This is a genomic window from Pasteurella oralis, from assembly GCF_002850605.1.
GTDB classification, from domain to species: Bacteria; Pseudomonadota; Gammaproteobacteria; order Enterobacterales; family Pasteurellaceae; genus Pasteurella; species Pasteurella oralis.
Genome location: NZ_NXGB01000003.1, coordinates 18406 through 32006 on the forward strand (window position 1 = coordinate 18406; position 13601 = coordinate 32006).

Below are 13601 nucleotides of genomic sequence, written 5' to 3' on the forward strand. Positions count from 1 at the left end.
GATAAATCATGAGAAATCCGATTCATAAACGTTTAGAAAATCTTGAAGCTTGGCAGCATGTCACTTTTATGGTTTGCTTATGTGAACGTATGTTGCCTAATTTTCAGTTATTTTGCCAAGTGACTGAACAAGATAGTAACGCAAAAATATATCAGAATATTCTTAATCTGGTATGGGAACATTTAACTGTCAAAGGAGCTAAAATCAACTTTGAAAGCCAATTGGAAAAATTGGAACACATCATTCCAGATGTGAATGATTATAAATTTTATGGGGTGTTACCAGCTATTGATGCTTGTGAGGGGCTTTCTGAATTGCTGCATGCTATTATTGCGGGTGCTACGCTAGAACAAGCGATTAAATTGAGCCAACTTTCTTTATATACGATTAGTACATTATTAGAAACGCAAAATGAAAGTGAATTAAGCGAGAAAGAACTCAAAGAAAGTGAGGACATACAACAAGAATTAGATGTGCAATGGCAGATATATCGTAGTTTAAAAGAGTGTGAAGAACGCGATGTATCCCTCATATTAAGTTTAAAAAATGAGCTGAGAGATAGTGGAATCTCCAATATTGGTATAAAAATTGAGCAATAATGTGATGTTTATTACAATTTTTAAAAATCTTGCTTTGTTTTATCGTTAACTTAGATTAAGCTTGCTATTGCTGTAGTTACAGTGATGATAGTTATCGGAAACACACAATGTTTTTCCTTACAATTTGAATAAAAGTAGAAGGTATTTATTTATGAATAAAACGGACTTAATCGATGCAATTGCAAGTGCAGCTGATTTAAATAAGAAGCAAGCTAAAGCAGCATTAGAAGCAACTTTAGAAGCGATTTCTGGCAGTTTAAAAGCTGGTGAGCCAGTGCAATTAATCGGCTTTGGTACATTCAAAGTAAACGCACGTAAAGCGCGTACAGGTCGTAACCCACAAACTGGTGCAGAAATCAAAATTGCTGCATCTAAAGTGCCTGCGTTCGTTGCTGGTAAAGCATTAAAAGACGCTGTAAAATAATTAAGTAATCCTTTTTACACTTTGAAAGCTCTGTGAATTATCACAGAGCTTTTTATATTGTTCTCTCACTCCAAATGATAAATTAATTTACATTTTATCGCCAACTCTATAACATGCTACTCTTCGTGATTAAATTTTTAAATTAGCAAATGTACTTATTTTATTGACAGGAAATTTAGTGTATTAGCTTTGTATTATTAAAAGAGGAAAAGCAATGTGTGGTATTGTTGGTGCGGTAGCACAGCGTGATATAGCAGATATTCTAGTTAATGGTTTACATCGTTTGGAGTATCGAGGGTATGATTCAGCAGGGATTGCAATTGTTAATGAGCAACAACAGCTACAGCGTTTACGCTGTTTAGGTAAAGTAAATACATTAGAACAGGCAATTATGATGCACCCATTGCGTGGTGGAACAGGAATTGCGCATACTCGCTGGGCGACTCATGGCGAACCTTCGGAAAATAATGCTCATCCCCATGTTTCTGCAAATTTTGCAGTTGTACATAATGGCATTATTGAAAACTATCAAGCACTACGTACTATGTTGCAAGATAAAGGCTATTTCTTTCAATCACAAACGGATACTGAGGTTATCGCGCATCTAGTCGCGCGGGAAATGCGTACTGCAGCCTCTTTACTACATGCAGTACAGTCTGTTGTGAAGCAGCTTAAAGGTGCTTATGCCATTGTGGTCATGGATTGTGAAAATCCACGTCATCTTATTGCAGCACGATCAGGTAGTCCATTAGTGATTGGGTTGGGAAACAATGAAAACTTTTTTGCTTCAGATCAGATTGCGTTAGTCAATGTAGCGAGTCATTTTATTTTTTTACAAGAAGGTGATATTGCCGAAATAACTTCTGATTCAGCGCAAATTTATGATTTAAGCGGAAAAGTGGTTTTGCGTGAAAGTCAGCACATCATTTTGACAAGTGAAACTATTGAAAAGGGCGCATTTCGTCATTTTATGCAGAAAGAAATTTTTGAGCAGCCTACCGCATTAATTAATACGATGAATGGACGAATAAGCCATGAACATATCTTATTAGAAAGTATCGGGCATAATGCAGTCGCGCTGTTAGAAAAAGTTGAACATATTCAAATTGTGGCTTGTGGTACCTCTTATCATGCGGGGATGGTTGCGCGTTATTGGTTTGAAGACTTAGCTGGAATGAGCTGTGATGTTGAAATTGCTTCTGAATTTCGTTATCGCCAAGCTGTGACACGTCACAACAGTTTGTTTATTACACTATCACAATCTGGTGAAACGGCTGATACGCTCGCTGCGTTACGTTTAGCTAAAACAAAGGATTATCTAGGCACTATAACAATTTGTAATGTAGCAGGTTCTACATTGGTAAGAGAATCGGATTTTGCTTTTATGACGCATGCTGGTGTTGAAATTGGTGTAGCTTCAACGAAAGCCTTTACGACCCAGTTAGTTAATTTGCTTATACTTGTAAGTGCAATTGGTAAAGCCAAAGGGACTATTTTGACTCAACAAGAACAGAATATTGTGCAAGCACTAAAATCGTTACCAACAGAAATTGAGAATGCATTGGCATTTGCACCAGTCATTGAAAGATTCGCGCAAGATTTTGTTGAAAAGCAACATGCCTTATTTTTAGGGCGTGGTGAATATTATCCTATTATGTTGGAAGCAGCTTTAAAGCTAAAAGAAATTTCTTATATTCATGCTGAAGCCTATGCTGCGGGTGAGTTAAAACATGGACCATTAGCTTTGGTTGATGCAGATATGCCTGTTATTGTCATTGCACCAAGTAATTTACTTTTGGAAAAAGTAAAATCGAATATTGAAGAGGTTCGGACGCGAGGTGGACAACTTTATATTTTTACAGATGAAAAGGCAGGCTTTTTCGCGAGTGAGGAGATAAAAGTTATCAGTATGCCAAAAGTGAATACGTTGACAGCACCTATTTTTTATATCGTCCCTATGCAGTTGTTAGCTTATTATGTGGCTTTGATGAAAGGGACTGATGTAGATCGACCGAGAAACTTAGCTAAAGCAGTTACTGTTGAGTAGTAAGCAATGAAATGAGCAAAACTTTGCAAAAACTGACCGCACTTTACTTCACTTTTGACTGTAATGCTGATTGACTATTGAAATCACTATTACACTCATTTAAGTTGTGATTACAATTTATCGGCATGGTGAATCATTACGAAACGTTCCCAAAGCTGCTCATTGCTTTCAATGTGTTCTGGATCCGTGATGATACAGTTGTTGATTGGACAGACTTTTTGGCAGGTCGGGATTTCATAATGCCCAACGCATTCGGTGCACAGTGCGGGGTCTATGACATAAATTTCATCGCCCATTGAAATAGCCTTATTTGGACATTCTGGCTCACACATATCGCAATTTGTGCATTTGTCAGTGATTAAAAGTGCCATGATCTTTGTCCTTTGCTATTGCTGTGTTAAAGTGAAGGCGTCTGATTATAATGAATACCGTTTAAAAGTGAAGTAGGAATTTTATGAACGAGAAAAAAACACTACAGCTTTCTATCTTTGTCGTTTGTTTTTTAATGTTTTTATTGTCTGGATGGTATTACTTTTCTAAGCAAAAACAAGCAGTTGAAATTATTGTTGATCGTAATTATGACTATGTCATGAAAAATGATCCTATTGGGCAAAATGCGAATGCACCTACTGATTATTATACTTTTGTCCTTTCTTGGTCTCCAGCCTTTTGTGAAAAACAACGTCAACGTTATGGTGAAGATTTACCTAACTCTTTGCAATATCAATGTGGTCTAACACAACAATTCGGTTGGGTGATCCATGGCTTATGGCCACAAAATGAACGTGCTAGACGAGTTTCTGATCAGCCTCGCTTTTGTAAAGGCGATTTACCTATAGTACCACAGGAAATTATTGAGCAATATTTACCAGAGTCACCAAGTGCTAGCTTACTACAGGGAGAATGGGAAAAGCATGGCGCTTGCGCTTTTATGCATGCAAAAGATTATTTTGAAAAACAGCGTGAATTATACCGCACGTTAAAGTTGCCAAATTATGAGCTTAGCCGCAATGAATTATTTCAATGGTTACGTAAAAATAATCAGCAATTGAAAAATGCATACTTAGGTGCGAGTCGTAATGAATTGTTTATTTGTTATGATTTGAATTGGAGAGTGATTGATTGCCCAAGAAGTCGAACAGGGTATTAATTTTTATTCATTAAATGATGAAAAATGTTTGATCTAACGCAGTTACACCCTAGTTAGAAAGGGGTATAATGCCAGCAGTTTTTTCGAAATTTTAATTTAACTGAATAAAAGAGGACAAGATATGTCAGTGATCAAAATGACAGACTTAGATTTAGCCGGCAAACGTGTGTTTATTCGTGCTGATCTGAATGTGCCAGTAAAAGATGGTAAAGTGACTTCTGATGCACGTATTCGTGCAACGATTCCAACTTTAAAACTTGCTTTAGAAAAAGGGGCGAAAGTTATGGTAACTTCCCATTTAGGTCGCCCGACAGAAGGTGAGTTTGATGAAGCAAGTTCTTTAAAACCTGTTGTTGATTACTTAAATACACATTTAGATGTACCTGTTCGTTTAGTGCGTGATTATTTAGATGGTGTTGAGGTTAAAGAAGGCGAAATTGTTGTATTAGAAAACGTACGCATTAACAAAGGCGAGAAGAAAAATGATCCTGAATTAGGTAAAAAATATGCGGCACTTTGTGATGTTTTTGTGATGGATGCTTTTGGTACAGCTCACCGAGCTCAAGCATCAACTTATGGCGTAGCAGAATATGCGCCAGTTGCTTGTGCTGGTCCATTGTTAGCGGCAGAATTAGATGCATTAGGTAAAGCATTAAAAGAACCAGCGCGTCCAATGGTTGCAATTGTTGGTGGTTCAAAAGTATCAACTAAATTAGAAGTATTAAATTCATTATCAAAAATTGCAGATCAAATCATCGTAGGTGGTGGTATTGCAAATACTTTTATTGCTGCAGCAGGACATAATGTTGGTAATTCATTGTATGAAGAGGATTTAATTCCTGTGGCAAAAAATTTAGCAGCAAGCACTGATATTCCAGTGCCAGTTGATGTGCGTGTGGGTACAGAATTTTCTGAAACAGCACCAGCAGTAGAAAAAGCAGTGAATGAAGTGCAAGATGGTGAATCTATTTTTGATATTGGCGATAAATCAGCAGAACAACTCGCTGAAATAATCAAAAATGCGAAAACTATTCTTTGGAATGGTCCTGTCGGTGTCTTTGAATTCCCTAATTTCCGTAAAGGAACTGAGATTATCTCTCATGCAATTGCAAATAGTGAAGGTTTCTCTATTGCTGGTGGTGGCGATACTTTGGCTGCAATTGATTTATTTGGTATCAAAGATAAAATCTCTTATATCTCAACAGGCGGTGGTGCATTCTTAGAATTCGTAGAAGGTAAAGTATTACCAGCAGTTGAGATTTTAGAAAAACGTGCACAAAGTTAATCTAAAAAATAACGAATAATATTATGAATGATGCGCGAAAGCGTATCATCATGGAATGAAATTATAAAAGGGTGAGTGAGACACCTTATAACAACATAAAGGAAGCAGAAAAATGGCTAAACTATTAGATATTGTAAAACCAGGTGTGGTGACTGGTGATGATGTACAAAAAATCTTTGCTTATGCGAAAGAAAATAACTTTGCAATCCCAGCAGTAAATTGTGTTGGCTCTGACTCAGTGAATGCCGTATTAGAAACTGCGGCACGTGTTAAAGCACCTGTCATTATTCAGTTCTCAAACGGTGGTGCACAATTCTATGCCGGTAAAGGTTTAAAACCTACAAGTGGTGCACGTACTGATGTATTAGGTGCGATTGCTGGTGCAAAACATGTTCATCAATTAGCTGAAGAATATGGTATTCCTGTTATCCTTCATACAGACCATGCTGCGAAAAAACTGTTGCCTTGGATTGATGGTTTACTTGATGCAGGTGAAAAACATTTTGCCGAAACAGGTAAACCATTGTTTTCATCTCATATGATTGACCTTTCAGAAGAACCAATGGAAGAGAATATGGCTATTTGCCGTGAATATCTTGCACGTATGGACAAAATGGGGATGACACTAGAGATTGAGATTGGTATTACTGGCGGTGAAGAAGACGGTGTGGATAATTCTGATGTTGATGAGTCTAAGCTTTATACTCAACCTGAAGATGTGTTGTTTGTTTATGATCAATTAAATCCAATTAGCCCACGTTTCACCATTGCTGCTGCATTTGGTAATGTGCATGGTGTTTATAAGCCAGGTAATGTCAAATTGAAACCATCTATTTTAGGTGCATCACAAGAATTTGTTTCGAAGGAACGTAATCTACCGGCAAAATCATTAGATTTTGTTTTCCATGGCGGCTCAGGCTCAAGTCGCGAAGAAATTCGTGAAGCCATTAGTTATGGTGCAATTAAAATGAATATTGATACTGACACACAATGGGCATCTTGGGAAGGTATCTTAAATTTCTATAATGCTAATAAAGATTATCTGCAAGGGCAATTAGGAAATCCAGAAGGGCCAGATTCACCAAATAAAAAATATTATGATCCACGTGTTTGGTTACGTAAAATGGAAGAATCGATGTCTAAACGTTTAGAACAATCTTTTGAAGATTTAAATTGTGTTGATGTGCTATAACGTTTTAGATAAATAGAAAATTTGACCGCACTTTTAAAAGTGCGGTTTTTTTAGCTTTTTATTTAGGAGTTTAACATGGAGTAGTAATGAGTTTATCAAAAAAGAATATCATGTCGTTATGTGTTAACTTAACTGTTGGCTTATTTTTTATATTTATCTTAACTGTTAAAGGTAGGCATAATATTGCGCCTATTTTTGGGGTTTTGATTGGCGCTGGCTATTTTATTACTTTTTTCTTAAGAAGAATGCATGGTCTATTTCATCGTTTGGTAACGCATTGATATTAAGTTATATCTTCTATTTTAGTTTGTTTTTATTTTGTTTTACATAACGGTAGAATTCGAGAACTTGATAATCCTAGCCGTTTACTTATTTTTTTACCTTTGTTACTTTTGTTTACCTACTATCCTATTCGTTTTAAAACTATAGCTATCAGTATTCTTTTTGGTGCTTTTCTTGCAAGTATTATTGCATTTTACGATTGTTTCATTTTGTCTTCTCCCATCGCTTATTCTGCCGGGATGATGCAGATTCAGGCTGGGGATATTGCAATGGATTTAAGTATGTTTTCTTTGGTCATGAGTTTATATTTTGCGGGATGTAAAAGATATTTCATAATGGCTTTTTGTCTTGTTGCGACTTTGTCAGCTCTATTTGGACGTTTTTTATCAACAGCAAGAGGTGGATGGATTGGCTTACCTATTATTGTACCGTTAATTTTGTATTGTTTTAGGCGCATTTTATCAACGAAATTTATATTCAGTTTTATCGCTATTACACTAATCGCGATAGTCAGTGTTGCCACATTACCTCTGTTTAAAGCCATGCAGCGAGTATACCAAGCCCAAGATGAGATCACGGCATATTTTGTAGCGAATAATGGTAGTACTTCTGTTGGTGCTTGTTTTGATATGTGGAAAAGTGCTTTGCTGATGGTAAAAGAAAAACCAATATTAGGTTGGAGAGTTGAGGACGTTGGTGAGGAAAAGACAAGCAGAACAGCAAACTATTAGTCAATTTGCTGGGCAGTTTAATCATGCACATAACCCGTATTTAGATGATTAATCAAAACGAGGTATTTTGGGATTGATTGCACTATTATCTATATTTTATGGCGCGTTAAAAACATTTGAAGTAAGTCGAATATAAAAATAAAAATTTGTTTTTACTTTGTTCAATAGAGTAGTACGGCTGCCCAAACGACTAACACATTCATCATTGAAATGAAAACAGCAGCAGAACCAAAATCTTTTGCTCGCCCAGAAAGCTCATGGTGATCTAAACCCACACGATCAACTACAGCTTCAATTGCACTATTGACTAATTCAAGCGCGAGTACTAACAGTAGTGAACCGAGCATCAGTGCAATTTCAATACCATTTTCAGCTAGCCAAAATGCTAGAGGTACAAGAAACAAAGCAGCAAAAAGTTCATGGCGAAAAGCAGTTTCAAATTTGACCGCACTTTTCAATCCCTTAAGTGAATAACCAGTTGCTTTGATTAAATGAGTTAGACCTGTTGTTTTATACATTTTTATTATCCTAAGCTTGATGAGTTAGAGGCGTTTAGCTTCAATAACATCTTCTAATTTTGCTAATCGAGCTAGAATTTTACTCAAAATTTGGACATTATTCAGCTCAATTTCCATATCAATAGTTGCTAATTGTTTCTTAGTATCCGTTCGACTTGAGACACCTAATACGCTGATCTTATCATTTGCTAATACCGTGGTAATATCACGTAATAGTCCGTGACGATCGCTAGCAATAACACGAATGCTGATTTTGAATCCGCTGGCATAGTTTTCTCCCCAAATGGATTCTACAACGCGTTCTGGATGAGCATTTTGTAATTCGAGGAATTGTTCACAATCGCTACGATGAATTGAGATACCTCTACCCATGGTAATATATCCCATAATGTGATCACCCGGAATTGGCTGACAACAACGGGCAATATGATGCATTAAGTTACCAACACCTTCAACAATGACATAACCTTTAGGCTTTTCTTTTTGTTGGTTATGTGCGGCACTTTTATTTGCCACATGACGTAATATGCCTTCATCGACTTCTTGTGCTGTTGTTTTAATGAGTTTATTTTGTAAGAAGTTAATTAAGTGGTTAAGGCGAATATCTCCTCCGCCTAACCCTGCATATAAGTCTTCTAAATTTTTTAAGTTATAGCGCGGTAGTGCATGTTGTTCTATTTGCTTTAATGTAATGTTTAAGCGCGTCATTTCGGCATCTAACATGTCTTTACCAGCGGGAATGTTTTTATCGCGATCTTGCTTTTTAAACCAAGCATGAATTTTGGCTCTAGCTTTTGCCGTATGTGTAAAGCCAAGATTAGGATTTAGCCAGTCACGACTCGGATTCGGATTTTTCTGTGTGATGATATCAATTTGATCACCCATTTGAAGTTGGTAAGTGAAAGGCACAATTCTTCCGCCAACCTTCGCTCCAATACAACGGTGCCCAATTTCGCTATGAATTGTGTAGGCGAAATCTAAAGGTGTTGAACCTGTTGGGAGATCGATAACTTCTCCTTTCGGTGTGAACACATAGACGCGATCGTCAAAAACTTGGCTACGCATTTCTGCCATAATCTCGCCTGAATCGGTAATGTCATCTTGCCATGCGAGTAGTTTACGTAACCAAGCAATTTTTTCTTCGTAACCAGAACGTCCACCTACAGTACCTTCTTTATACTTCCAATGTGCGGCGACACCAAGCTCTGCATCATCATGCATTTGCTGTGTGCGAATCTGTACTTCAATCGGTTTTCCACCTTGTCCTAATACAACCGTATGAATAGATTGATAGCCGTTGGGTTTTGGATTGGCGACGTAATCATCAAATTCTTTAGGAATATGTTTAAAATGAGTATGTACAATGCCGAGTGCTGTGTAACAGTCTTGTAATTTCTGTACGATAATACGTACGGCACGGACATCATATAAGTCACTAAATTCTAAGTGTTTCTTCTGCATTTTCCGCCAAATACTATAAATATGTTTCGGGCGACCATAAACTTCTACATTATCAATATTGTGTTTTAGATAGCCACTTAGCTCAGTAACAAAATCGGCGATATATTGTTCACGATCTAAGCGGCGTTCTTGTAATAATTTTGCAATGCTACGGTATTGTTCAGGATGTAAATAACGGAAACAATAGTCTTCAAGTTCCCATTTAAGTTGTCCGATACCTAAGCGATTCGCTAATGGAGCATAAATGTTAGCGCACTCTTTCGCTGCCAGCACTTTATCTTCTTCAGAACAGTTTTGTTCAGCATCACGTAGGAAAGTAATACGTTCTGCAAGTTTAATAATGACACAGCGGAAATCATCTACCATTGCTAATAGCATGCGGCGTACGTTATCGACTTGTGAATTATTGGCGGATTGGCTGACGTTAAGCTGGCGAATGTTGTCCATTTCCATGACACCTTTCGCTAATTTACTGATATTACTACCAAACTCTTCGCTAATTTGGGTGAGTTCAACCAATTTATGATTAATGATAGGATACAGCATGGCAGTTAGTAGACTGTCTGTATCCATATTCAGACTATGCAGAATTTCAACCATTTCCACACCAGAATGTAACGAACAAATTGATTGTTCATTGATTTGAGCTGAAATTTGTTGTGAATAGTGCCAAGCGCGAATAAGGCTTTCTCTGGCTGGTTGTGGCAACTCCAATTGCCCACACCATGTTTCAATCACAAAATCTTTGGGATTGAGTAAATGAGAACTTCGTACTGCAACCATAATCTATCCTTATTCTTTTGCAAATAAACTGATGGATTCTAAATGTCCTGTATTAGGGAACATATCAATCATCGCGACTTTTTGGAGCCGATAGCCAAATTTTTGTAAAATTTCAGTATCTCGTATTAACGTAGCTGGATTACAAGATACATATAAGATTTTTTCTGCATTGAGTTCGCATATTGCATTAAGCACAAATGCCGCACCACTGCGAGGCGGATCAAGTAAGATTTTATTAAATTGTTGGTTTGCCCATGCTTGATCAGCAAAGGACTTATCTAAATCTGCCTGGTAGAATTGGACATTATTGCATTGATTTTGTTCCGCATTTTTTTCAGCTTTTTGCACCATTGCCCTCACACCTTCAATCCCAACGACACGCTGGACTAAACGACTTAATGGGAGTGTAAAGTTACCCATTCCACAGAATAAATCTAACACATGATCTGTAGCTTTTAATTCCAACCAGTCTAGTGCTATATTGATCATTTGTGCATTTAACCGTTTGTTTACTTGGATAAAATCGCGTACATCAAAGTGTAATTGGAGATTATTATTGAGCTGATAATAAGGTGAATTACCATAAACTTGTTGTACTTGATGATCATCTTGTAAAAACAACATTAGCTGTTCTTGTACCGCAAAGTTGAGTAATAAAGTGCGGTCAGTTTTATTCAAATTTCCACTATAACGCAGTAGCATAGCAATACCATTATCTGCTTTTACTAGTTCTAGATGTCCTAAATTTTTAGGCATTGACCATTGTGTGAAAAGTGTATTCAATTTTGGCAACAATTGATTTAGTGCGATTTCCAATATATCACATTGTTGAATATGGACGATTCGCTGTGAATTCTTTTGTCGAAATCCAATCTCTAGCTGTTTATTATTCAGATTGTATTTCATGCTAAGTTTTACTCGACGTCGATAATGCCATTGTTCACCAGCTAACATAGGCATTAATACAGTATGAGGTTGTAATTTTGTTAAACGTTGAAATAATGCTTTTTGTTTTGCATCACGTTGGAGTTCAAGGGGAATATGTTGGCTTTGGCAGCCACCGCATTTACTATAATATGGGCATTTAGGTTGTTGTCTTTTGGGGCTTGTTTGTAAAAATTTGTGCACGATACCTTGTCCATATTGACGTTTTTCTTCAAGGACTTGAACTTCTACAGTTTCTTGTGGTAACGCATTTTCAATAAACCAAGTTTTGCCCTGTACTTTTGCAACACCTACACCTTGATAATCTAAATCAAGAATTTGTGTAATAAATTTTTGCGTGTGCTTTTGAGATTGTTTATGAGAATAAAGTAAAACCATAGTTTATTTCTGGTATAGCATATATTGAGTAAATAATTCTCGGCTTTTCAAAGGTTTATTACCTAAATAAGGTTTCAATGCAATCCGAGTAAAACGCTTTGCCGCTTGTAAAGTTGCAGTATCATTAAACTGGCGAGCTTCAAATGCAAGTAGTTCACGTCCATAAAAAGTAAAATTGTCTTTGATTACTGAAGCAATAAATCCTTTTTCTTCACGATAACGATAGGTCATATTTTCATCTACAACCTCGCCTGAGCCAGCACAATGACAAAAGTCAACACCATAGCCTAAAGTATGTAGCAGTTGGAATTCAAAATAACGTAGACTCGGTTCGACTTGTTGTGGCGCACTTGCTAGACCAGTTAAACAATGGAGATAATCTTGAAAAAGTTGTGGGTACGCTGTTTCAGGTTCGAGTACACGACTAATTAGCTCATTAATGTAAAAACCACTATACAGTGCAGTATGTTGTAGTGGCAGAGCAATGGCGGCTGACTCAACTCGAGTTAATGTTTTTAATTCAGCTCGACCAGTCCAACGTAAAAGCAACGGAGTGAAAGGTTGTAATACGCCTTTTAACGAAGAGCGTTTTGCACGTGCACCTTTGGCAAGCACAGTTAAGCGTCCTGTTTCTTCAGTGAATAAGTCAACTAATAAGCTGGTTTCACTATAAGCTCTGCGATGTAGTACAAAACCACGTTGCCAATTTTCGATAATATGCCTCATTTCTGCTAAATTAAATCGTACGTATTTTAGCAGATTTTTGACCGTACTTTTTGCTCTTTATAATTTATTTTTAACAATAAAAAGATAATAAAAGTGCGGTAATGAATACCGTACTTGAGTTTGTTATATGAGCTTTAGTTAATCTTACCGAATTTACCGCTTTGTACATCATACATTGCTTGTACGATTTCATCGTTCGTATTCATTACGAATGGACCGTAACCAGCAATAGGTTCATTGAGTGGTTCACCTGTTAAAATGAGTAGTTTCACATCATTGTTTGCTTCAATATGGACATTTTCTTCACCTTTTTCAAAAGTGACCAATTCACCACGACGTGCGATATCTTCACCATTAATTTGTATTGTTCCGTCAAGTACTAGGATAATAAGGTTATGACTTTCTGGCACTGCATAAGTGTAAGCTTTAGCTGCATTCATTTTTATATCCCACATATTAATTGGGCTAAAAGTTGTAGCAGAACCAGTTACATCATTTAATTCACCTGCAATGATACGTGCAAAACCTGCATTATCAGCTAATTCAACGACAGGAATATTTGCAGATTTAATTGCTTGATATTTTGCTGGTGTCATTTTATGTTTCTCAGGTAAATTTACCCATAATTGTACCATTTCAAACATACCACCTTCGCGTGAGAATTTCTCTGAATGAAATTCTTCATGCATAATACCTGCTCCGGCTGTCATCCATTGGACATCTCCTGTACCAATAATGCCACCTCCACCAGTGGAGTCGGCATGTTGTACTTCGCCTTGATAAGCAATAGTGACAGTTTCAAAACCTCTATGTGGATGTTCGCCGACACCACGAAAATCACTTTTACGCCCACCATCAAAATGACGTGGAGGGTTGTAATCCATTAATAGGAAAGGATCTAAATTTTTATCTTTATCTTGATAACTAAACATCGATTGGACGTGGAAACCATTACCAACCCAATGTTTTGCTGGTGCATAGTGAACTTTTGCGACTTTTTTCATGTTGTCCTCTCTTAGTTACATTGTTAGGGCTTCTTAGCGTGATTATCCGCATAAGTGAGGCTATTATATATTTTCC

Annotated in this window: 14 protein-coding genes; 8 read left to right on the top strand and 6 right to left on the bottom strand. The window is 36.9% G+C overall.

All coding sequences use genetic code 11. The features are described from left to right. Positions 1-8 precede the first annotated feature (8 nt). The 3 genes from C0975_RS04380 (at position 9) to glmS (ending at position 3070) form a co-directional block, all read left to right on the top strand. Positions 9-599: a YjaG family protein gene (locus tag C0975_RS04380; RefSeq protein WP_101775182.1), complete on the top strand. Its 591-nt coding sequence runs from the start codon at positions 9-11 to the stop codon at positions 597-599. A gap of 151 nt (positions 600-750) precedes the next feature. Further along, the gene (locus C0975_RS04385; RefSeq protein WP_049214718.1) at positions 751-1023 is read left to right on the top strand and encodes an HU family DNA-binding protein; all 273 of its coding nucleotides are present in this window, start codon (positions 751-753) and stop codon (positions 1021-1023) included. Between the two features lie 214 nt (positions 1024-1237). Next, a complete protein-coding gene (gene glmS / locus C0975_RS04390) occupies positions 1238-3070 on the top strand; it encodes a glutamine--fructose-6-phosphate transaminase (isomerizing) (protein ID WP_101775183.1) in 1833 nt (610 codons plus the stop codon). Positions 3071-3180: 110 nt separating this feature from the next. On the opposite strand, the gene C0975_RS04395 is transcribed toward glmS, so the two are convergent. Next, a complete protein-coding gene (locus C0975_RS04395) occupies positions 3181-3441 on the bottom strand; it encodes a YfhL family 4Fe-4S dicluster ferredoxin (protein WP_101775184.1) in 261 nt (86 codons plus the stop codon). 83 nt (positions 3442-3524) lie between these two features. Between C0975_RS04395 and C0975_RS04400 the strand changes: the two genes are divergently transcribed. The 5 genes from C0975_RS04400 (at position 3525) to C0975_RS11345 (ending at position 7710) form a co-directional block, all read left to right on the top strand. Then, positions 3525-4220, top strand: coding sequence for a ribonuclease T2 family protein (locus C0975_RS04400; RefSeq protein WP_101775185.1), 696 nt, complete (start codon positions 3525-3527; stop codon positions 4218-4220). Between the two features lie 121 nt (positions 4221-4341). Then, positions 4342-5505, top strand: coding sequence for a phosphoglycerate kinase (pgk, locus tag C0975_RS04405; protein ID WP_101775186.1), 1164 nt, complete (start codon positions 4342-4344; stop codon positions 5503-5505). A gap of 112 nt (positions 5506-5617) precedes the next feature. Then, on the top strand, positions 5618-6697 hold the full coding sequence (fbaA, locus tag C0975_RS04410; protein ID WP_101775187.1) for a class II fructose-bisphosphate aldolase: 1080 nt from the start codon (positions 5618-5620) through the stop codon (positions 6695-6697). An 86-nt stretch (positions 6698-6783) separates the two neighbouring features. Next, positions 6784-6978, top strand: coding sequence for a hypothetical protein (locus tag C0975_RS04415; RefSeq protein ID WP_101775188.1), 195 nt, complete (start codon positions 6784-6786; stop codon positions 6976-6978). A gap of 336 nt (positions 6979-7314) precedes the next feature. Next, positions 7315-7710 (top strand): O-antigen ligase family protein, encoded by a 396-nt coding sequence (locus C0975_RS11345; RefSeq protein ID WP_167383033.1) that lies wholly within the window; start codon positions 7315-7317, stop codon positions 7708-7710. Between the two features lie 161 nt (positions 7711-7871). Here C0975_RS11345 and C0975_RS04425 read toward each other — a convergent pair whose 3' ends face one another. The 5 genes from C0975_RS04425 to C0975_RS04445 all read right to left on the bottom strand — a co-directional run bounded on the left by C0975_RS04425 (position 7872) and on the right by C0975_RS04445 (position 13525). Further along, positions 7872-8228 carry a diacylglycerol kinase gene (locus C0975_RS04425; RefSeq protein ID WP_101775190.1) on the bottom strand — a complete coding sequence of 119 codons (357 nt, stop codon included), beginning with the start codon at positions 8226-8228 and terminating at the stop codon, positions 7872-7874. Positions 8229-8252: 24 nt separating this feature from the next. After that, positions 8253-10472: a GTP diphosphokinase gene (gene relA / locus C0975_RS11475; protein ID WP_101775191.1), complete on the bottom strand. Its 2220-nt coding sequence runs from the start codon at positions 10470-10472 to the stop codon at positions 8253-8255. A gap of 9 nt (positions 10473-10481) precedes the next feature. After that, a complete protein-coding gene (rlmD, locus tag C0975_RS11480; RefSeq protein ID WP_101775192.1) occupies positions 10482-11795 on the bottom strand; it encodes a 23S rRNA (uracil(1939)-C(5))-methyltransferase RlmD in 1314 nt (437 codons plus the stop codon). 3 nt (positions 11796-11798) lie between these two features. Then, positions 11799-12521, bottom strand: coding sequence for a DNA repair protein RecO (recO, locus tag C0975_RS04440; protein ID WP_101775193.1), 723 nt, complete (start codon positions 12519-12521; stop codon positions 11799-11801). A gap of 134 nt (positions 12522-12655) precedes the next feature. Beyond that, positions 12656-13525: a pirin family protein gene (locus tag C0975_RS04445; RefSeq protein ID WP_101775194.1), complete on the bottom strand. Its 870-nt coding sequence runs from the start codon at positions 13523-13525 to the stop codon at positions 12656-12658. Positions 13526-13601: the final 76 nt, after the last annotated feature.

Coding starts and splice junctions, on each gene's coding strand:
- C0975_RS04380 (WP_101775182.1), top strand. CDS start 9: ATGAGAAATCCGATTCATAAACGTTTAGAAAATCTTGAAGCTTGGCAG.
- C0975_RS04385 (WP_049214718.1), top strand. CDS start 751: ATGAATAAAACGGACTTAATCGATGCAATTGCAAGTGCAGCTGATTTA.
- glmS (WP_101775183.1), top strand. CDS start 1,238: ATGTGTGGTATTGTTGGTGCGGTAGCACAGCGTGATATAGCAGATATT.
- C0975_RS04395 (WP_101775184.1), bottom strand. CDS start 3,441: ATGGCACTTTTAATCACTGACAAATGCACAAATTGCGATATGTGTGAG.
- C0975_RS04400 (WP_101775185.1), top strand. CDS start 3,525: ATGAACGAGAAAAAAACACTACAGCTTTCTATCTTTGTCGTTTGTTTT.
- pgk (WP_101775186.1), top strand. CDS start 4,342: ATGTCAGTGATCAAAATGACAGACTTAGATTTAGCCGGCAAACGTGTG.
- fbaA (WP_101775187.1), top strand. CDS start 5,618: ATGGCTAAACTATTAGATATTGTAAAACCAGGTGTGGTGACTGGTGAT.
- C0975_RS04415 (WP_101775188.1), top strand. CDS start 6,784: ATGAGTTTATCAAAAAAGAATATCATGTCGTTATGTGTTAACTTAACT.
- C0975_RS11345 (WP_167383033.1), top strand. CDS start 7,315: ATGGCTTTTTGTCTTGTTGCGACTTTGTCAGCTCTATTTGGACGTTTT.
- C0975_RS04425 (WP_101775190.1), bottom strand. CDS start 8,228: ATGTATAAAACAACAGGTCTAACTCATTTAATCAAAGCAACTGGTTAT.
- relA (WP_101775191.1), bottom strand. CDS start 10,472: ATGGTTGCAGTACGAAGTTCTCATTTACTCAATCCCAAAGATTTTGTG.
- rlmD (WP_101775192.1), bottom strand. CDS start 11,795: ATGGTTTTACTTTATTCTCATAAACAATCTCAAAAGCACACGCAAAAA.
- recO (WP_101775193.1), bottom strand. CDS start 12,521: ATGAGGCATATTATCGAAAATTGGCAACGTGGTTTTGTACTACATCGC.
- C0975_RS04445 (WP_101775194.1), bottom strand. CDS start 13,525: ATGAAAAAAGTCGCAAAAGTTCACTATGCACCAGCAAAACATTGGGTT.